Raw genomic sequence first — 19,830 nt, forward strand, 5'->3', positions numbered from 1 at the left:
CATGGCCCCAGCTGCCATGCGTACTGCTGCACGATCACTCTCCGACGCCAAGCCGGTCTCGTTCTGGCTGGACGACCCCGGCAAGCCCGACGCGCTCCCCGCGCTCACCGGCGACGAGCACTGCGATCTCCTCGTCATCGGCGGCGGCTACAGCGGGCTGTGGACCGCGCTGATCGCCAAGGAACGCGACCCGGAGCGGGACGTCGTACTGATCGAGGGGCACGAGGTGGGCTGGGCCGCCTCGGGCCGCAACGGCGGATTCTGTGCCGCTTCCCTCACCCACGGCCTGCCCAACGGTCTGGAGCGCTGGCCGGACGAGATCGCGAAGCTGGAGGAGCTGGGCGAACGGAACCTCGACGCCATCGAGGCCGCCGTCGCCCGCTACTCCATCGACTGCGAATTCGAGCGGACCGGCGAAATCGATGTCGCCACCCAGCCGCATCAGCTCGAAGAGCTTCAGGAATGGCACCAGGAGGCCGAAAAGCTCGGCTTCACCGGGCTGGAATTCCTGGACCGGGACGCGCTGCGCGCCGAGGTCGACTCGCCCACGTTCCTGGGAGGTCTCTGGGACCGGCGCGGGGTCGCCATGCTGCATCCCGCCAAGCTGGCCTGGGGCCTGAAGCGGGCCTGCCTCGACCTCGGGGTGCGGATGTACGAGCACACCCGGGGCCTCGAACTAGCCAGGTCCACCAGCTCGATGGCGGTCCGCACGCCGTACGGAAGGATCTTCGCGCGCCGTGTCGCCCTCGGCACGAACATCTTTCCGTCCCTGGTCAAGCGGGTACGCCCGTACACCGTGCCGGTCTACGACTACGCGCTGATGACGGAACCGCTCACCGCCGACCAGCTCGCGTCGATCGGCTGGAAGAACCGGCAGGGGCTGGGCGACAGCGCCAATCAGTTCCACTACTTCCGGATGTCGGCCGACAACCGGATTCTGTGGGGCGGCTATGACGCGATCTATCCGTACGGGGGCCGGCTGAGCGCCGATCTCGATCAGCGTCCGGAGACCTTCCTCAAGCTCGCGGGTCAGTTCTTCGAGTGCTTCCCGCAGCTGGCCGGGGTCCGTTTCAGTCACGCCTGGGGCGGGGCGATCGACACCTGTTCCCGCTTCTCCGCGTTCTTCGGCACGGCCCATCAGGGCCGGGTCGCCTATGCCGCCGGATACACCGGGCTGGGCGTCGGAGCCACCCGTTTCGGGGCCGATGTGATGCTCGATCTGCTGGCGGGCGAACAGAATGAGCGGACCACCCTGGAGATGGTCCGCAGCAAGCCGATGCCCTTCCCGCCGGAGCCCTTCGCCTGGGCCGGGATCGAACTCACCAAGAGGTCCCTCGCCAGGGCGGACGACAACGGCGGGCACCGCAACCTGTGGCTGCGGACGATGGACCGGCTGGGGCTCGGCTTCGACAGCTGAGCGCGGCCGGCACGACGTGACCAGGGTCACCGTCGACCGGTGGCCCGAAGTCGCGTAATGGATCACCGTCACCCCTCTCTCCCGTGTGGACGCACCGGCAACGCATGGCCGGCACACACGGGATCGGAGGCCGGTCATGGCTGGCGCAGGGGCCGAAGCAGCACTCGATTGGCTCGCATCGGTGGCACCGGACCCGGACGCCTGTCGGGGGGAGTGGGAGCGCAATCCCCCGGGGATCGCGCTCCTTCCCGCCGGCAGGCGCTGGGACGTACTGATTCTCCCGGGGGAGCTGGGCCATCCCACGCTCGATGTGCTCACCCGGCTCGTCGACCGGCCCGGACCGGTCCTCTCCGATCTGGGCGAAGCCCGCATGGGCTTCTTCGTGCCCCCGGGCACCGCCGCCCGCTGGGTCGGCACGGGCGTACGGGGAGCGGGGCAGGGGACCTGGATCGTGGTGCCGTACCCCGGGCGGGAGGCCGCCGGTGCCGTGCGCTGGCTGATTCCGCCCGACGGCTCGGGCACGCTCAACGACGCGACACTCCTGGAGTTCGCGATGCATGAGGCGGCGGCCGTACGGGCCGGGATCCGCGGGGACTGACGGCGACGCGGACGGGGCCCGGGTGCGGCCGGGACACTGACAGAGGTCTTGACAACCTGATTGGTCTGGACCATGTTGTGGCCGCCGCACTCAATTCCCCCATGCACGGAGGCCGTTGTGGAACGCACGGGACCCCCCGCCCGATTTGCCGGATTTCTGGCCGCCTTCTCGGCCGCCCTGCTCGCCGCAGGCGGCCTCGCCGCCACCGCGCCGTCCGCCGCCGCTGCCGACACCGACCAGGCGCGCAACGGCGGCTTCGAGTCCGGCCTGGACGGCTGGACCTGTACCGGCGGCAGCGGAGCGGTCGTCAGCACGCCCGCGCACAGCGGCACTTCGGCGCTGAAGGCGACCCCGGCCGGCGCCGACAACGCCAAGTGCTCCCAGCAGGTGGCGGTCCGGCCGGACTCCACCTACACGCTGAGCGCCTGGGTGCAGGGCTCCTACGTCTACCTCGGCGCGGACGGCACCGGCACCACCGACGTGTCCACCTGGACCCAGTCCTCCGCCGACTGGAAGCAGCTCACCACCACGTTCAGGACCGGCCCGTCCACCACCAAGGTGACCGTCTACACCCACGGCTGGTTCGGCACCCCCGCCTACTACGCCGACGACCTCACCCTCGTCGGTCCGGGCGGCGCCCCCGCCGAACTCCCGGCCGCCCCCACCGGACTCAAGGCCGGCACGGCCACCGCCTCCTCGGTCGACCTCTCATGGGCCGGTTCCTCGGGGGCCACCGGCTACAACGTCTACCGGGGCGGCACGAAGGTCCTCTCGGTCACCGGCACCTCCGCGACCGTCACGGGGCTGACCGCCTCGACCGCGTACAGCTTCCAGGTCGCCGCGACCAACTCCGCCGGTGAGTCCGCCAAGTCCGCCGCGGTCTCCGCCACCACCACGGCGGGCGGGGGCGGCGGCACCGGCGGCGGCCTGCCCGCGCACGCACTCGTCGGCTATCTGCACTCCAGCTTCGCCAACGGCTCCGGCTACACGCGGATGGCGGACGTGCCCGACTCCTGGGACGTCATCGACCTGGCCTTCGGCGAACCGACCTCGGTCACCTCGGGCGACATCCGCTTCTCGCTCTGCCCGGTCACCGAGTGCCCGAACGTCGAGTCCGAGGCCGAGTTCAAGGCGGCCATCAAGGCCAAGCAGGCCGCGGGCAAGAAGGTGCTGATCTCCATCGGCGGCCAGAACGGCCAGGTGCAGCTCTCCACCACCGCCGCCCGCGACACCTTCGTCTCCTCGGTCGGCAAGATCATCGATGAGTACGGTCTCGACGGCCTCGACATCGACTTCGAGGGCCACTCGCTCTCGCTGAACACCGGCGACACCGACTTCCGGAACCCCACCACCCCGGTCGTCGTCAACCTCATCTCCGCGGTGAAGTCCCTCAAGGCCAAGTACGGCGACAAGTTCGTCCTCACCATGGCCCCCGAGACCTTCTTCGTCCAGCTCGGCTACCAGTACTACGGCTCGGGCCCCTGGGGCGGCCAGGACCCCCGGGCCGGCGCCTACCTCCCGGTCATCCACGCGCTGCGCGACGACCTGACCCTGCTGCACGTCCAGGACTACAACTCGGGGTCCATCATGGGTCTGGACAACCAGTACCACTCGATGGGCGGCGCGGACTTCCACATCGCCATGACCGACATGCTGCTCACCGGCTTCCCGGTGGCGGGCGACCAGGCCAAGGTCTTCCCGGCGCTCCGCCCCGACCAGGTCGCCATCGGCCTGCCCGCCTCCACCCAGGCCGGCAACGGCCACACCTCGCCCGCCGAGGTCACCAAGGCGCTGAACTGCCTGACGAAGAAGACCGACTGCGGTGCGTACGCCACCCACGGGACATGGCCGGGGCTGCGCGGACTCATGACGTGGTCGATCAACTGGGACCGCTTCAACAACGGGGAGTTCGCGAAGAACTTCGACGCCTACTTCGGCGGCTGAGGGCCCACGGCAGCAGCAGCGGGCCGCACAGGAACCAGCTGCCCAGCACGTCCAGCGGCCAGTGGTAGCCGCGCAGCACCAGACCGATGCCCGTCGCCGCCGTCAGCGAGACGGCGGCGACGGGCATCACCCACGACCGGCGTACGTACGGCGCGACCAGCAGCGCCGCCGTCCCGTACGCCACCGCGGCCGTCGCCGCGTGGCCGGAGGGGTAGTAGCCGGTGGCGTCGGTCAGCGGCCCCGGTCGGGCGATCCAGTCCTTCAGCGGGACGACCAGCAGGGGTACCACCGCCATGGTGAGCACCGCGTACAACGGCTCACGGCGTGCGCCGCGCACCAGGGCCCAGACGATCGCGCAGCCCAGCACCGGGAGCGCGAGCTGCATATTGCCGAGATCGGCGAGGAGTTCGGTCAGCCGGCCGGGGCCGTGTCCGACGACGGCACGTCCGATCCGCTCGTCCAGGCCGCGCAGCGGACCGGCGGCCGCGACCTGCCAGGTGGTGAGCGCGAGAAGAGCGAGGAAGGACGTCACCAGGGAAACGAGAAGAGCCGGCCGCCCGGGAACAGGGGGGGTGGTTCCGGGGCGGCCGGTCGGATCGGTTTGCCGCGCGCCCCGGGGGGTTTGGGGCGAGCGGCCATCCGATCGGTGAGGAGTTCCGGAGCCGAAGGCCCCAGTGGTGTGCGCGAAGGCACGGCCAGGACGGTGCTGGGGAAGCTCCGACCCGGCGTCGCCGGCAGTCCCCTGCGGGCGGGGTGTTTCTCTCATCTGCGGAAACCGTACGTCAGCCGATGGGGGACCGACAGACGGAAACGGATCCCGCCATCGGCCCCCCACACACTCTTCACAGGCCCTCACGCGGCCCCCCTGCGACCCCGCCGGGGGTTCGCACGGATCAGATCTGGCCGAAAGCCTGCTCGATGACGTCGAGGGCCTCGTTCAGCAGGTCCTCGCCGATCACCAGCGGCGGGAGGAAGCGCAGGACGTTGCCGTACGTGCCGCAGGTGAGGACCAGCACGCCCTCCGCGTGGCAGGCCTTGGCGAGCTTGGCGGTGGCCTCCGGGTTCGGGTCCTTCGTGCCGGACTTCACCAGCTCGATCGCGATCATCGCGCCCCGACCGCGGATGTCACCGATGACATCGCCGTTCGGCAGCTTCGCCTGCATCTCGGCGAGGCGGCCCTTCATGACCTCCTCGATGCGCTTCGCCTTCCCGTTCAGGTCCAGCTCGCGCATCGTCTCGATGGCACCGAGCGCGCCCGCGCAGGCCACCGGGTTCCCGCCGTAGGTGCCACCGAGGCCACCGGAGTGCGCGGCGTCCATGATCTCGGCGCGGCCGGTCACGGCGGAGAGCGGGAGACCGCCCGCGATGCCCTTGGCGGTGGTGATCAGGTCGGGGACGATGCCCTCGTCCTCACAGGCGAACCACTGGCCGGTGCGGCAGAAGCCGGACTGGATCTCGTCGGCGACGAAGACGATGCCGTTGTCCTTGGCGAACTGGGCGATCGCAGGGAGGAAGCCCTTGGCCGGCTCGATGAAGCCGCCCTCGCCGAGCACCGGCTCGATGATGATCGCGGCGACGTTGTCCGCACCGATCTGCTTGGTGATCTGGTCGATGGCCTGGGCGGACGCCTCCGCACCGGCGTTCTCGGCGCCGGTCGGCCAGCGGTAGCCGTACGCCACCGGCACCCGGTAGACCTCGGGCGCGAACGGCCCGAAGCCCTGCTTGTACGGCATGTTCTTGGCGGTCAGCGCCATCGTGAGGTTGGTGCGGCCGTGGTAGCCGTGGTCGAAGACGACGACCGCGGAGCGCTTGGTGTAGATGCGGGCGATCTTCACCGCGTTCTCGACGGCCTCGGCGCCCGAGTTGAACAGCGCGGACTTCTTGGCGTGGTCGCCCGGCGTCAGCTCGGCGAGCTGCTCACAGACCTCGACGTACCCCTCGTACGGCGTGACCATGAAACAGGTGTGGGTGAAGTCGGCGAGCTGCGCGGACGCACGGCGTACGACGGCCTCGGCGGAGGCGCCGACCGACGTCACGGCGATGCCGGAACCGAGGTCGATCAGACGGTTGCCGTCCACGTCCTCGATGATCCCGCCACCGGCGCGGGCGGTGAACACCGGCAGGGTGGAGCCCACACCTGCGGCAACCGTCTCCAGACGGCGGGCCTGCAGCTCCACCGACTTCGGGCCGGGAATGGCAGTGACGACGCGGCGCTCCTGCGGAATTGCGGTCATGAGGGGCTCCTGGGGGGTGTTTCGGACGCTTCTCTGTCTGCAGGTTATGGGCGGGGCCCGGGGTCCGGCATGTTCCGTTCGGGAGTGATGGCCGGACGCGGTTGTCCGTCACGGACATAGCGAGGGGGTCCGGGGCCGGGCCGCGGCGGTGGGCGGACGGGACGACGGCTCCCCGGGTGCGGCCGAAGACATCCCGCCGGACCGCGTCCGACGGGGTGGCGCGGGGCACTAGATTGATGACTTCGGGCGCAGGCGCCCGGAGTTACCGGTCGGCGCTGGTCAGGGGACGAGGGACAGCACATGGACACCGAGGGCACGTACGACTCGCGCGGCACCCGCTCCGGTCCACCGGTGCCGCGCCCGGCCGGCCCGCCACCGCCCGAACTGCCCCCGAGGCCGGGATACGCTCCCGCGTCCGGCCCCTCCCTGGGGGACTGGCTCCGCACCCCGAGGCCCGCCGCGGAACCCGGTGTCTGGCGGCTCGGCCACACCCCCCGGCCCGCCGAGGAGAAGGAGCGCCCCCCGGACCGCGCGCTGGTGAGCGGCGCGGTGATCTCGCTGCTGGCCTGCGTCCTCGTCTGGTCGCTCCTGCGCAACAACTACATCCCGTACTGGCGGGTTCCGCTGAAGCTCTTCACCCCCGGCGACTGGTGGGGGCCGTTCGACGACCGGCCGCAGACCCGTGGAGCGGTCCGCGCGCTCGACATCTACCGCCTGCTGGTCATCGGGGGTCTCGTCTACGGATTCGGCCGCCTGGGCAACTGGCCGACCGCCTTCGAGCGGTGCGTCGCGGCCAGGGGAGCCGCGGCGCGGGCGGGCGGCGCGGCGATCGGCGCGCTGCTGGTCTGGATGCTCGTCTGGAACGGGACGGTGCCCGGGATGGGACTGGCCTTCGGCCTGGTTCCCGGTGCCTGGCTGGGCCCCGACCGACCGCTGTCCCCGGTGATCAGCTACGGACTGTACGTCCTGCTCACCCTGGTGATCGTGTGGCCGTTCGCCAGGCTCGGGCGCTGGGCCGAGGCATGGCGCGCCCGCAGGCCCGCGCGGCCGGCACCGGGCCGGGAACAGCGCGACCCGTCGAAGCCGACCGCACCCGGCGGTGCGGAAGCCGTCGAGGCGGGCGGCGAGGACGACCCGGCCGAATGGCCCGACCTGCGCGCCGCCGGACAGCAACGGGTCGCCGCCGAGCTCGCCGAGGAGACCCGGTCCGGGCGGATGAACGACGTCGACTACGTCCGCATCCGCCGCGCGTGGACCTCCGTGCGGGCCGACCGGTCCCGGCTCTCCGCCTTCACCGACACCGTGCTGAGCAACGGCTCCGCCGCCTGTGCCCACCCCTCCGGCGCACGCGACCTCCCGGTCCGCGCCGCCCGGCACGATCTGCTGGTCCAGCAGGTCAGGCTCGGCGCCGTCCAGGACGGCGAACGCAACCCCTACGCCCGCCGCGGCAGCGGCATCGCCCTCGATCCCGGGCTGCTGGGCACCTCCCTGCTCGCCGTCGGGCCGCCCGGAGCGGGCAAGAGCCGGGCACTGATCCGGCCCGTCGTCGAGGCCCTCGCACTGCAGGCGCTCGCCGGACAGGCCGCCGTCGTCGCCGTGTGCGCGGCCGGCACCCGGCTCGGCGGCGACCAGGGCTTCGACGTCGTCATCAAGATCGGCGACGCGTCCTCCGTCCACGACCTCGACCTGTACAGCGGCACCACCGACCCCGACGAGGCCGCGACCGTCCTCGCCGAGGGCCTGGTCGGCGACCTTCCCGAGGTGGACAGCCGGCGTGCCGCCACGGCCCTCGCCCAGCTCCTCGGCCCGTTCCGGGCAGCCCACGGCCGCTTCCCCTCCGTACCGGAACTGCGTGAACTCCTCGACGGGGTGCCCGAGGTCCTCACCGCTCTGCGGGAGGCGCTCGATGCGACGGGAGACCTCGGCATGCGGCGCGAGCTGGATGCCCGCGCACGCCAGTCCGGTGCGCCCGGCGACCCGGGCCCCGCTCTCGCCGACCGGGTGGCGCTGCTCGACCGGCCGGCCTTCGCGGGATTCTTCGACACCACGGGCAAGTCCCGCCCGTTCTCGCCGCGGGCCCTGGAACACCCGCTCCGGGTCCGTATCGATCTGCCCGAGCGCGGCCACGCCGAGGCGTCCCGGGTGCTGGCGCGCCTCGTCCTCGCCCAGTTCACGGCGAGCGCCGCGGCGCGTGCCGACCGTTCCCTGTTCGCCTGTCTGGTCCTCGACGACGCGACCCACACCCTGACGCCCGACACCGTCCGCGGAATCCAGCGGTTGCGCTCCGCCCACGCCGGGGCGGTACTCACCCTGCGCACCCTCGACGACGTGCCGGAGCAGCTGCACACGGCGCTGCTCGGCGCGGTCGGCTGCCGGATGGCGTTCTCCGGGATCACGACGTGGGACGGGAAGAAGTTCGCCGAGGCATGGGGGACGGAGTGGGTCGAGACGCGCGATGTCACCCAGCGCACGGTCTTCGCCGACCAGCCCATGACGCGGGCCATCCACGCCTTCCGCAAAATGGTCACCGGCAAGGCGGTCACCACCGACGCGGTGACCGTGCGGCAGGTCGAACGGGAACGCTGGTCGGCCTCCGAGCTGGCCCACCGGGTACCGGCCGGACACGCGGTGCTGTCCCTGACCACCGTGCGGGGGGAGCACGCGCCGCCCCTGCTGGTGGACCTGAACGGCTGAGCGGTTCGGGGACGGGGCCCGCGGCGCGGGAGCGGTTACCCCGGACCCTGCCGCCCTGGCAGAATCGAGAGGAGCCGTTCGTACGGGACGGCGAAAATCGATTTCCGAGGTCCCACGGTCCCCATGCCCCCCACTCTCGCCTCGCTCGTCCAGCATTCGGCGCTCAAGCTCACGGTGCGTGCGGGGGCGGACCGGCTCGACGCGCCCGTCCGCTGGGCGCACGCCAGCGAGCTGACCGACCCCGTCCCGTACATGGAGGGCGGTGAGCTCCTGCTGGTCACCGCCACCAACCTCGACGCGGAGAATCCCGAGGCGATGCGGCGGTACGTGCGGCGGCTGGCCGGGGCCGGAGTCGTCGGGCTGGGGTTCGCCGTCGGCGTCAACTACGACGACGTGCCGCAGGCGCTGATCGACGCCGCCGAGGAAGGGGGACTGCCGCTCCTCGAAGTGCCGCGTCGCACGCCGTTCCTCGCCATCGCCAAGGCGGTGTCGTCGGCGATCGCCGCCGATCAGTACCGGGCGGTGACAGCGGGGTTCGAGGCCCAGCGGGAGCTGACGAAGGCCGCGCTCGCGGGCGACGGCCCCGGCGAACTCCTCTGCCGGCTCGCCACACACGTCGACGGCTGGGCGGCGCTGTACGACGCCTCCGGCGCGGTCGTCGCCGTGGCCCCCGAGTGGGCCGCGCGCCGGGCCGCCCGGCTCACCCCGGACGTGGAGCGGCTGCGGGAACGCCCCGCCCCGGCCAGCGTGGTCGTCGGCGACACCGACGACCGGGTCGAGCTCCAGTCCCTGGGCACCGGCCGCCGCGTCCGGGGCGCGCTGGCCGTCGGCACCGGCGCGGCACTGGGTACCGCCGAGCGGTACGCCGTGCACTCGGCGGTCGCCCTGCTGACCCTGACCACCGCCCGCTCCCGGGCCCTCCAGGGCGCGGAGCAGCGGCTGGGCGCGGCGGTGCTGCGCATGCTGCTCGCCGGCCAGCCCGACCACGCGCGGGCCGTCGCCGGGGATCTGTACGGGGGGCTGCTCGACGCCCCGTTCCGGCTGCTCATCGCGGAGGCGTCGGCCCCCTCGGCGACCGCGTCGCTGGGTGAGGCGATGGAAGCGGCGGCGTTCCGGACCGGGGAGGCCCTGCTCAGCGTGCCCGAGGGCGAGCGGCTCGTCGTCCTGGCCGCGGACGGCGGGGCGGCGGTCGCCGCGTGCGCGGCGTACGCGGAGGCGCAGGAGGCCCGGGAGGCGCGGCCCCCGCGCGAACCGGCGACGGCGGAGGAGGAGGCACAGGTCGTCGTGGGCCTGTCCGCACCGGCGGGCCCCATCGCCGTCTCCGCCGCGTACAAGCAGGCCGAACAGGCCTTGTCGGTGGCCCGCCGCCGGGGCAGGGCACTGGTCGAGCACGAGGAGCTGGCGGCGGGTTCGGTGCTCCCGCTGCTCGCGGACGACGCCGTGCGGGCCTTCGCCGACGGAATGCTCCGCGCCCTGCACGAACACGACGCCAAGGGCCGCGGTGACCTGGTGGCGTCGCTGCGGGCCTGGCTCGCCCATCACGGCCAGTGGGACGCGGCCGCGGCGGAACTGGGAGTCCACCGCCACACCCTGCGCTACCGGATGCGCCGCGTGGAGGAGATCCTGGGCCGCTCACTGGACGATCCGGACGTCCGGATGGAGCTGTGGCTGGCCCTGAAGGCCACGGGTTCCCCCGCGACGCCGGAGCCGTAGCGGCCGCCCGGAGGGCAGGGCACCGCCCGTCGGCTCCGGATCCGTACCCGCTGCCGCACGGCCCCGCCCCCGCGGTCCCTTCGGCGCATCCGACAAAGCGGCGTGTCGTCGTCGTGCTCTGCTCCACCTCGGACAAACGCCAGGTCGGCCGCACGGCCCTACGGTGGGGGCAGCACACCCCACGACTTCGAAGGGCCGGACCCGCCATGACTTCCACCCATGCCTTCTGGCTCGCCGGCCGCCAGGCCACCGGCGAGGACAGCTTCGACGTCACCAACCCCTGGGACGGCCGTCTCGTCGGCACCGTCAGCGTGCCGACCGACGCGCAGATCGAGGAGGCCGTCGCGGCCGCGCACGCCGTGCGCGAGGAGTTCGCCGCGACCCCGGCGCACGTCCGGGCCGCCGCACTCGACCACGTCGTACGGCGTCTGGTGGAGCGCACCGAGGAGATCGCCCAGCTGATCTCCGCGGAGAACGGCAAGCCCATCAAGTGGGCCCGTGGTGAGGTCGGCCGTGCCGTCTCCGTGTTCCGGTTCGCCTCCGAGGAGGCCCGTCGCTTCAACGGCGGCGACGCCCAGCGTCTCGACACCGACGCCGGCGGCACCGGCCGTCTCGGTCTGACCCGACGCTTCCCGCGCGGCACGGTCCTCGGCATCGCGCCGTTCAACTTCCCGCTGAACCTGAGCGCCCACAAGGTGGCCCCGGCCATCGCCGTCGGTGCCCCGATCATCCTGAAGCCCGCCCCGGCCACCCCGATCTCGTCGCTGATCCTGGGTGAACTGCTGGCCGAGACCGACCTGCCGGCCGGTTCGTGGTCCGTGCTGACGGTCCCGAACGACCGGATGCCCGCCCTGGTCCAGGACGAGCGCCTGCCGGTCATCTCCTTCACCGGTTCCGGCCCGGTCGGCTACTCGATCATGGAGTCGGTGCCGCGCAAGCACTGCACCCTGGAGCTCGGGGGCAACGGCGCCGCGGTCGTCCTCGGCGACTACGCCTCCGACGAGGACCTGGACTGGGCCGCGAACCGCATCGCGACCTTCTCCAACTACCAGGGCGGCCAGTCCTGCATCTCCGTGCAGCGCGTCATCGCGGACGCCTCGGTCTACGACCGGCTCGTCCCGAAGATCGTCGCGGCCGTCGAGGCCCAGGTCACCGGCGACCCGTCCGACGCGGCCACCGATGTCGGCCCGCTGGTCAGCGAGGACGCCGCCAAGCGCGTCGAGTCCTGGGTCGACGAGGCCGTGCAGGCCGGCGCCCAGCTCCTCGCCGGCGGCAAGCGGGACGGTGCCACGTACGCCCCGACCGTGCTCGCCGAGCTGCCCGACGGCGTCACCCTCTCCGGCGAGGAGGTCTTCGGACCGGTGCTCTCCGTGCAGAAGGTGGACGGCGAGGCCGAGGCGTTCGCAGCGGTCAACTCCTCCAAGTACGGCCTGCAGGCAGGCGTGTTCACGCACGACCTGCAGACCGCCTTCCGCGCCCACCGCGCCCTCGAGGTCGGCGGCGTGATCATCGGCGACGTCCCCTCCTACCGTGCGGACCAGATGCCGTACGGCGGCGCCAAGCAGTCCGGCGTCGGCCGCGAGGGCGTCCGCTACGCCATGGACGACTACACCTACGAGCGCGTGCTGGTCCTCACCGGCCTCGCTCTGTAGGACCGCGAACCGGATCGATCCGATCGATCCGACAGGCGTCGCCTGCGATCCGCCTTGGACAGCACGACAGCAGGCGGCAGGGAGACGGCCGGTGCCCACTGTGCGGGGGCACCGGCCGTCTCTGCGTTCCTCCGCTCCGGGCCCGTGCGAACTGCCTCGCCTCCATTGCGCATTGGGGGGTGAGGCAGCGGCGGGCGGAGGGCGCGGCGATCTCCGGCACCCCGGTCACGATGCCCCGCGCGGGAAAGCGGACCAGGACGGTGAACACCGACCCCCCGTCGGGCGTCGATCTCCGGGTGGGGAGGATGAGGGGGATCGACGGGAGCCGGACGGCTTCGAGGGGAAGTTCCGTGACGTCGTGTACGGCGCGGGCCGAGGGGGAACACCATGGCAGCGGACGGATGGCGGTTCGGGCCGATGAAGGGCGAGACCGCCGGCACGTATCCGTGTCCCATTCCTGCGCCGAACTCGCGTCCGCTCAGCACCGGAAGGACGACCCTGTTCCAGGCCCCCGTGTCCGCCCTCAGTGACCAGGAGGTTTGAATGGCCACTCCCTTGACGGCCACCGCCGTCCTCACCGCCCTCCGCGCCGAAGGTGTGCGCGTGGTGGAGGTCGGCAACTGGACCACCCACAACCGCAATTCGAAGGGGGCATGGGGCCCGGTCAACGGGTCGATCGTGCACCACACGGTCACCAAGGGCACCGCTGCCACGGTCGCGACCGTGCGGGACGGCTACGCATCCCTGCCGGGGCCGCTGTGCCACGGGATGATCGCCAAGGACGGTCGTGTGCACATGGTCGGCTGGGGCCGCGCCAACCACGCGGGCGGTGGCGACCCGCGCGTGCTGGAGCAGGTCGTGTCCGAGTCCTACGGCACCCGTCCGACCCCGCCGACCCGCGGCAACAGCAACGGTGTCGACGGCAACAGCAGGTTCTACGGGTGGGAGTGCGAGAACCTCGGCGACGGCAAGGACCCCTGGCCCAAGGCCCAGTACGACGCGATTGTCCGCGTCCAGGCCGCGCTCTGCCGGAAGCACGGCTGGTCCGCGAAGTCCGTGATCGGCCACCTGGAATGGTCCAGCGACAAGATCGACCCACGCGGCTTCACCATGCCCGGGCTCCGCGCCGACGTGGCTGAACGGCTGAAGCACCCCGCGAGCTGGAACCCCGGCTCCGACCACGAGGAGGACCCCATGGCGGGGATCACCAAGAAGGACATCTTCGACGCCGTGTGGAAGACCGATGCGATCGGCGGCCCGGCAGACGCCGCGGACCACAGCACGAACCCGACATGGCAGGCGCAGTCCATCCTGAAGGACGTTCAGGCCCGCATCCGCCGCATGGACAGGACGCTGGCCGCCCAGTCCGCCGCGATCACCGCACTCGCGGGGCAGGTCGGCACCGGCGCCGACACCGCGACCATCGTCGCCGCGGTCGAGACGGCCATCAAGAACGCGGTCATCGACGTCAACATCAACACCAAGGAGTCGTGACCGCCTCGATGTTCGCGGCCGCGTTCGGGGCCGCTGCGGCGCAGCGCCCCGTACGGACGCCCCGCAGCCCCTGAACGCGAGGCCCGGCCCCGGCATCACCGGTGGGCCGGACCTCGACCCCATGGCCGGGGCCGTCTCCGGTCCCGTGGTCGGGGAGTTGCAGGACGGATCTCCGGCGCTCCCCGATCCGGCGCGGAACTTCCGACCCGGGTCACCAGGGCCCGGCCTACAGATCGCGAGGTCGCCGGGAAGCACGTGGACGCGCGGCACGGCGGGTGTCATGATCACGCGGGCGTCCGGCACGGGTCCGGCGCGCAGGGAGGGACCATGATCTACCTCGCCGTACTTCTTGTTGTGCTGGCGTTGCTCGCCGCCGCGTCCGGCGTAGCGGCGGTCACCCGTGGCTGGGTGCTCCCCGTGAACCGGCGACCGGTCCACCGCCCCCGTGTCTACGGCTGGGGCCTGTTGGTGGCGGCCTTCGCCCTGTGCTGGCAGACGTTCTTCCTGCTGGTGCTCAACGACCCCGACATCCTCGGCCCGGACATCCGGGGGTGGGGGAGCCTGCCGGGCGGCGCGCTTCTGCTGACCGGTCTCTTCCTGCTGACGCTGAGCCGGCGCGCGGGCGGCGATCGACGGGGCAACGGCACGCCCTGAGCCCGTGGCGTTCCCGAGCTGCCGATCCGATGATCTCCCCTCCGCGGCCTGCGCCGCGCCGGAACGGCCCCGTGCGGGCCGAAGGGCTGCGCAATCGTGCAGGTCGGAGGGGGCGCGCAGGTCAGGGTGGTGTGAGGGGCCCGCTGCGCGGGGCTCCGGCCGTTCCCGCTTCTCCGCCCCCACCACGGCCCGGCCGCCGTGTCACCACGGGGCTGGCCAGTGGAGTGGCTGTCGACCTGATCGGCGTTCCTGGAATGGTGGGCGTGCCGGGAATCGGGTACATCAGGACAAGTAGCACCGGTTGGTACGGCTCGGCAGGCGCGCATGCCTCCGCGCGTTCCGGCCGTGTCCGCCCATCCCACGACGCGGCGAGGTGAGCTCCTCATGTCCGCACCATCCGCCCCGAAGAACACGCCCAAGGTCACCGAGCGTGAAGCGCGCCAGGTGGCCGAGGCCGCGCGCGAACAGGACTGGCACAAGCCGAGTTTCGCCAAGGAACTCTTCCTCGGCCGCTTCCGGCTCGACCTGATCCATCCGCATCCGCTGCCGCCCGCGGACGACGTCCGGCGCGGCGAGGCCTTCCTCGCCCGGCTGCGCGCCTTCTGCGAAACCAGGATCGACAGCGCCCTGATCGAACGTGAGGCCAGGATCCCCGACGAGGTGATCAACGGCCTCAAGGAACTCGGCGCGCTCGGGATGAAGATCGAGCCGAAGTACGGCGGGCTGGGCCTGACCCAGGTCTACTACAACAAGGCCCTCGCCCTGGTCGGCTCCGCCAGCCCCGCCATCGGTGCGCTGCTCTCCGCCCACCAGTCCATCGGCGTGCCGCAGCCGCTGAAGCTCTTCGGCAGCCAGGAGCAGAAGGACGCCTTCCTGCCCCGGCTGGCCAGTACCGACATCTCGGCGTTCCTGCTCACCGAGCCGGACGTCGGCTCCGACCCGGCCCGGCTCGCCACCTCGGCCGTTCCGGAGGGATCGGACTACATCCTCGACGGTGTGAAGCTGTGGACGACCAACGGCGTCGTCGCCGACCTGCTCGTCGTGATGGCCCGCGTCCCGAAGTCGGACGGTCACAAGGGCGGCATCACGGCCTTCGTCGTCGAGGCGGACTCCCCGGGCATCACCGTCGAGAACCGCAACGCCTTCATGGGTCTGCGCGGCATCGAGAACGGCGTCACCCGCTTCCACCGGGTCCGGGTCCCCGCCGCCAACCGGATCGGCCCCGAGGGCGCCGGGCTCAAGATCGCCCTCACCACGCTCAACACGGGTCGGCTCTCGCTGCCCGCCATGTGCGTCGGCGCCGGGAAATGGTGCCTGAAGATCGCCCGCGAGTGGTCGGCGGTGCGCGAGCAGTGGGGCAGGCCGGTCGCCCGGCACGAGGCCGTCGGCGCCAAGATCTCCTTCATCGCCGCGACCACCTTCGCGCTGGAGGCGGTGGTCGACCTCTCCTCCCAGATGGCGGACGAGAACCGCAACGACATCCGTATCGAAGCCGCTCTCGCCAAGCTGTACGGCTCCGAGATGGGCTGCCTGATGGCCGACGAACTGGTCCAGATCCGGGGCGGCCGGGGCTTCGAGACCGCCGCGTCCCTCGCCGCCCGCGGCGAACGGGCCGTACCCGCCGAACAGCTCCTGCGCGATCTGCGGATCAACCGGATCTTCGAGGGCTCCACCGAGATCATGCACCTGCTGATCGCGCGGGAGGCCGTCGATGCCCATCTGAAGGTCGCCGGAGACATCATCGACCCCGACAAGCCCCTCTCCGCCAAGGCGCGAGCGGGCGCCAACGCGGCCGGCTTCTACGCCCGCTGGCTGCCCAAGCTCGTTGCGGGGCCGGGACAACTCCCGCGGACCTATGGGGAGTTCAACCCGGCCGGGCATCCGGACCTGTCCAGCCACCTACGCTATGTCGAACGTTCCGCCCGCAAGCTCGCGCGCTCCACCTTCTACGCCATGTCGCGCTGGCAGGGCCGGATGGAGACCAAGCAGGGCTTCCTCGGCAGGATCGTCGACATCGGCGCGGAACTCTTCGCGATGAGCGCCGCCTGTGTCCGCGCCGAACTGCTGCGCTCCTCGGGCGACCACGGCCGTGAGGCGTACCGGCTCGCCGACGTCTTCTGCCGCCAGTCCCGTGTCCGGGTCGAGGAACTCTTCACCCGCCTGTGGTCCAACACCGACGACCTGGACCGGCGCATGGTCGACGGCGTGCTGTCCGGCGCCTACACCTGGCTGGAGGACGGCATCATCGACCCGAGCGGCGAAGGGCCGTGGATCGCCGACGCCGCCCCGGGGCCGTCCACCCGGGACGACGTCCACCGGCCCATTCGCTGACCCGCTCGCTGTCCACCGGGCGGGCGCACGCCCTCGTCGGCCGTACCACGCCCCACCGGGCGGGAGTACGGCCGACGTGCGTGCGGGGCGGGTCCGGTGCCGCGCCTTCCTGGCACGGCTCCGTCGGCCCGCGTCGGCCCGGCGCGGGGACGCACTGTCCACACCCACAGCCGATGCGGCAACAATGGGGGGCATGAGCGACAGCCCTGCCCCCCTCGCCGACCCGCACCTCGTCTTCGACGCCGCGGAAGGCCGCCGGGATCTCGTCATCCTCGGCTCCACCGGTTCCATCGGCACCCAGGCGATCGACCTGGTGCTGCGCAACCCCGACCGCTTCCGCGTCACCGGACTCTCCGCCGCGGGCGGACGGGTCGCCCTCCTCGCCGAGCAGGCGCGGCGACTGCGGGTGCGCACCGTGGCCGTCGCCGCACCGGACGCCGTACCCGCGCTCCGGGAGGCGCTGCGCGAGCAGTACGGGACGGGCGAGCCGCTCCCCGAGATCCTGGCCGGGCCCGACGCCGCCGCACAGCTGGCGGCGAGCGACTGCCACACCGTGCTCAACGGGATCACCGGCTCGATCGGACTCGCCCCGACGCTCGCCGCGCTGGAGGCGGGCCGCACGCTCGCCCTGGCCAACAAGGAGTCGCTGATCGTCGGCGGTCCACTGGTCAAGGCGCTGGCGAAGCCCGGCCAGATCATCCCGGTCGACTCCGAGCACGCCGCGCTCTTCCAGGCACTGGGCGCCGGCACGCGCGCCGACGTACGCAAGCTCGTCGTCACCGCCTCCGGCGGCCCCTTCCGGGGACGGACGAGGAGCGAGCTGGCGGACGTCACGCGCGAGCAGGCCCTCGCCCACCCGACCTGGGCCATGGGACCGGTCATCACGATCAACTCCGCCACCCTGGTCAACAAGGGGCTGGAGGTCATCGAGGCGCATCTCCTCTACGACATCCCGTTCGACCGGATCGAGGTCGTGGTCCACCCCCAGTCGTACGTCCATTCCATGGTGGAATTCACCGACGGCTCCACCCTCGCCCAGGCCACGCCCCCCGACATGCGGGGCCCGATCGCCATCGGCCTCGGCTGGCCCCGGCGCGTCCCGGACGCCGCACCCGCCTTCGACTGGTCGAGGGCGTCCAGCTGGGAGTTCTTCCCCCTGGACGACGAGGCCTTTCCGTCCGTGGGACTCGCCAGGCACGTGGGCACGCTCGGCGCCACCGCCCCGGCCGTGTTCAACGCCGCGAACGAGGAATGTGTCGACGCATTCCTGGCAGGACGGCTGCCGTTCAACGGAATCATGGATACGGTCACGGCGGTGGTCGCCGAACACGGCACCCCCGCCACGGGAACTTCGCTCACGGTCGCAGACGTCCTCGAAGCGGAGACCTGGGCACGCGCCCGGGCCCGTGAACTCTCGGCGAAAGCGACAGCGGAGGCGCGCGCATGAGTATTACGACGGTCCTGTTGACGATTCTGGGCATCGTCGTCTTCGTCATCGGCCTGCTGTTCTCCATCGCCTGGCACGAGCTCGGACACCTGTCGACCGCGAAGCTCTTCGGCATCCGCGTTCCCCAGTACATGGTCGGCTTCGGGCCGACGATCTGGTCGCGGAAGAAGGGCGACACCGAGTACGGGATCAAGGCGATCCCGGCCGGTGGCTACATCCGCATGATCGGCATGTTCCCGCCGGGGCCGGACGGGCGCCTGGAGGCGCGGTCCACGTCCCCGTGGCGCGGCATGATCGAGGACGCCAGATCGGCCGCCTTCGAAGAGCTCGAACCCGGTGACGAGAAGCGGCTCTTCTACACGCGCAAGCCGTGGAAGCGCGTCATCGTGATGTTCGCCGGACCGTTCATGAACCTGGTCCTCGCCGTCGCGATCTTCCTCGGCGTGGCGATGACCTTCGGGTTCCAGACCCAGACCACCGAGGTGGCGGGGGTCCAGAAGTGCGTGATCGCCCAGAGCGAGAACCGCGACACCTGCAAGAAGTCCGACCCGGTCTCGCCCGCACAGGCCGCGGGACTGAAGAAGGGCGACACGATCATCGCCTTCGACGGCCGGAAGGTCGACGACTGGGCCACGCTCTCCGACAAGATCCGCGACACCATCGGCCCCGCCACCATCACCGTCCGGCGCGACGGCCAGGAGAAGACCCTCCACGCCGTGCTCCAGGAGAACTCGGTGGCCGAGAAGGACTCCAAGGGCGAGGTGGTCCCCGGGAAGTTCGTCCCGGCCGGCTACCTCGGCTTCGCCGCCCAGACCGAGATCGTCCCGCTCTCCTTCGGCGACTCGGTCGTCCGCATGGGAGACATGATCGAGAACGGCGTCGACTCGATCATCGCCCTCCCGTCCAAGATCCCGGACCTGTGGAACGCCGCCTTCGGCGACGCCCCGCGAGCGGCCGACTCCCCGGTGGGCGTCGTCGGCGCGGCCAGGATCGGCGGCGAGGTGATGACGCTGGACGTACCGGCGCAGAACCAGATCGCGATGATGCTGTTCCTGCTGGCCGGCTTCAACCTCTCGCTGTTCCTCTTCAACATGCTGCCCCTGCTGCCGCTCGACGGCGGGCACATCGCCGGAGCGCTCTGGGAGGCCCTGCGCCGCAATGTGGCACGGGTCTTCAGGCGCCCCGACCCGGGCCCCTTCGACGTGGCCAAGCTGATGCCGGTCGCCTATGTCGTCGCGGGTGTCTTCATCTGCTTCACGCTGCTCGTGCTGGTCGCCGACATCGTCAATCCGGTCAAGATCTCCTGATCTGCCGACCGGTCCGGTGAACCAAGGGTGACGGCCCGGCACACAGCGTGTGTCCGGGCCCGCCCTCCGCGCGGCGCTCCCGGACGCGGTGTGCTCCGGGCCGCCGCCGGTGCCGTAACCTCGAAGACCGGAGCCCGCCGATCTCGGGACCTCGATCCACACCTTGGGGATGCTCAGCGCATGACTGCGATTTCTCTCGGAATTCCGTCCGTTCCGACCAAGCTCGCCGACCGGAGAGTCAGTCGAAAGATCCAGGTCGGGTCGGTGGCGGTGGGCGGGGACGCGCCGGTGTCGGTGCAGTCGATGACCACGACGCGTACGTCGGACGTGGGTGCGACGTTGCAG

14 protein-coding genes are annotated in these 19,830 nt (G+C 71.6%); 12 read left to right on the forward strand and 2 right to left on the reverse strand.

Annotated features, from left to right (window positions below):
- Nucleotide 1 precedes the first annotated feature (1 nt).
- The 3 genes from ACIRP2_RS34220 (at nt 2) to ACIRP2_RS34230 (ending at nt 3,959) form a co-directional block, all read left to right on the forward strand.
- Nucleotides 2–1,417 carry an NAD(P)/FAD-dependent oxidoreductase gene (locus tag ACIRP2_RS34220; RefSeq protein ID WP_404257189.1) on the forward strand — a complete coding sequence of 472 codons (1,416 nt, stop codon included), beginning with the start codon at nt 2–4 and terminating at the stop codon, nt 1,415–1,417.
- 136 nt (nt 1,418–1,553) lie between these two features.
- On the forward strand, nt 1,554–2,015 hold the full coding sequence (locus ACIRP2_RS34225; protein ID WP_404257191.1) for a hypothetical protein: 462 nt from the start codon (nt 1,554–1,556) through the stop codon (nt 2,013–2,015).
- 117 nt (nt 2,016–2,132) lie between these two features.
- Nucleotides 2,133–3,959 (forward strand): chitinase, encoded by a 1,827-nt coding sequence (locus ACIRP2_RS34230; protein ID WP_404257193.1) that lies wholly within the window; start codon nt 2,133–2,135, stop codon nt 3,957–3,959.
- Here the strand turns inward: ACIRP2_RS34230 and ACIRP2_RS34235 are convergent.
- Both ACIRP2_RS34235 and gabT read right to left on the reverse strand, forming a co-directional pair.
- The gene (locus ACIRP2_RS34235; RefSeq protein WP_404257195.1) at nt 3,910–4,725 is read right to left on the reverse strand and encodes a phosphatase PAP2 family protein; all 816 of its coding nucleotides are present in this window, start codon (nt 4,723–4,725) and stop codon (nt 3,910–3,912) included. The genes ACIRP2_RS34230 and ACIRP2_RS34235 overlap by 50 nt on opposite strands.
- 127 nt (nt 4,726–4,852) lie before the next feature.
- On the reverse strand, nt 4,853–6,193 hold the full coding sequence (gene gabT, locus ACIRP2_RS34240) for a 4-aminobutyrate--2-oxoglutarate transaminase (protein WP_404257197.1): 1,341 nt from the start codon (nt 6,191–6,193) through the stop codon (nt 4,853–4,855).
- 300 nt (nt 6,194–6,493) lie between these two features.
- On the opposite strand from gabT, the gene ACIRP2_RS34245 reads away from it, so the two are divergent.
- The 9 genes from ACIRP2_RS34245 to ACIRP2_RS34285 all read left to right on the forward strand — a co-directional run.
- Nucleotides 6,494–8,887, forward strand: coding sequence for an ATP/GTP-binding protein (locus tag ACIRP2_RS34245; protein WP_404257199.1), 2,394 nt, complete (start codon nt 6,494–6,496; stop codon nt 8,885–8,887).
- 123 nt (nt 8,888–9,010) lie between these two features.
- Nucleotides 9,011–10,600 carry a PucR family transcriptional regulator gene (locus tag ACIRP2_RS34250; RefSeq protein ID WP_404257201.1) on the forward strand — a complete coding sequence of 530 codons (1,590 nt, stop codon included), beginning with the start codon at nt 9,011–9,013 and terminating at the stop codon, nt 10,598–10,600.
- Nucleotides 10,601–10,806: 206 nt separating this feature from the next.
- Complete coding sequence (locus ACIRP2_RS34255) at nt 10,807–12,252, forward strand: aldehyde dehydrogenase family protein (RefSeq protein ID WP_404257203.1); 1,446 nt, start codon at nt 10,807–10,809, stop codon at nt 12,250–12,252.
- Nucleotides 12,253–12,795: 543 nt separating this feature from the next.
- Complete coding sequence (locus ACIRP2_RS34260) at nt 12,796–13,746, forward strand: N-acetylmuramoyl-L-alanine amidase (protein WP_404257205.1); 951 nt, start codon at nt 12,796–12,798, stop codon at nt 13,744–13,746.
- Nucleotides 13,747–14,073: 327 nt separating this feature from the next.
- Complete coding sequence (locus ACIRP2_RS34265; protein ID WP_404257207.1) at nt 14,074–14,400, forward strand: hypothetical protein; 327 nt, start codon at nt 14,074–14,076, stop codon at nt 14,398–14,400.
- A gap of 384 nt (nt 14,401–14,784) precedes the next feature.
- Nucleotides 14,785–16,731 (forward strand): acyl-CoA dehydrogenase family protein, encoded by a 1,947-nt coding sequence (locus tag ACIRP2_RS34270; RefSeq protein WP_404257209.1) that lies wholly within the window; start codon nt 14,785–14,787, stop codon nt 16,729–16,731.
- Between the two features lie 193 nt (nt 16,732–16,924).
- Nucleotides 16,925–18,178: a 1-deoxy-D-xylulose-5-phosphate reductoisomerase gene (gene dxr / locus ACIRP2_RS34275; RefSeq protein WP_404257211.1), complete on the forward strand. Its 1,254-nt coding sequence runs from the start codon at nt 16,925–16,927 to the stop codon at nt 18,176–18,178.
- Nucleotides 18,175–19,485 (forward strand): M50 family metallopeptidase, encoded by a 1,311-nt coding sequence (locus ACIRP2_RS34280; protein WP_404257213.1) that lies wholly within the window; start codon nt 18,175–18,177, stop codon nt 19,483–19,485. Before dxr ends, ACIRP2_RS34280 begins: the two co-directional genes overlap by 4 nt.
- A gap of 180 nt (nt 19,486–19,665) precedes the next feature.
- The coding region (locus ACIRP2_RS34285) for a flavodoxin-dependent (E)-4-hydroxy-3-methylbut-2-enyl-diphosphate synthase (protein ID WP_404257243.1) at nt 19,666–19,830 on the forward strand (165 nt) is incomplete at its 3' end.

The sequence above is a fragment of the Streptomyces sp. NPDC101194 genome (assembly GCF_044767885.1).
Classification (GTDB): domain Bacteria; phylum Actinomycetota; class Actinomycetes; order Streptomycetales; family Streptomycetaceae; genus Streptomyces.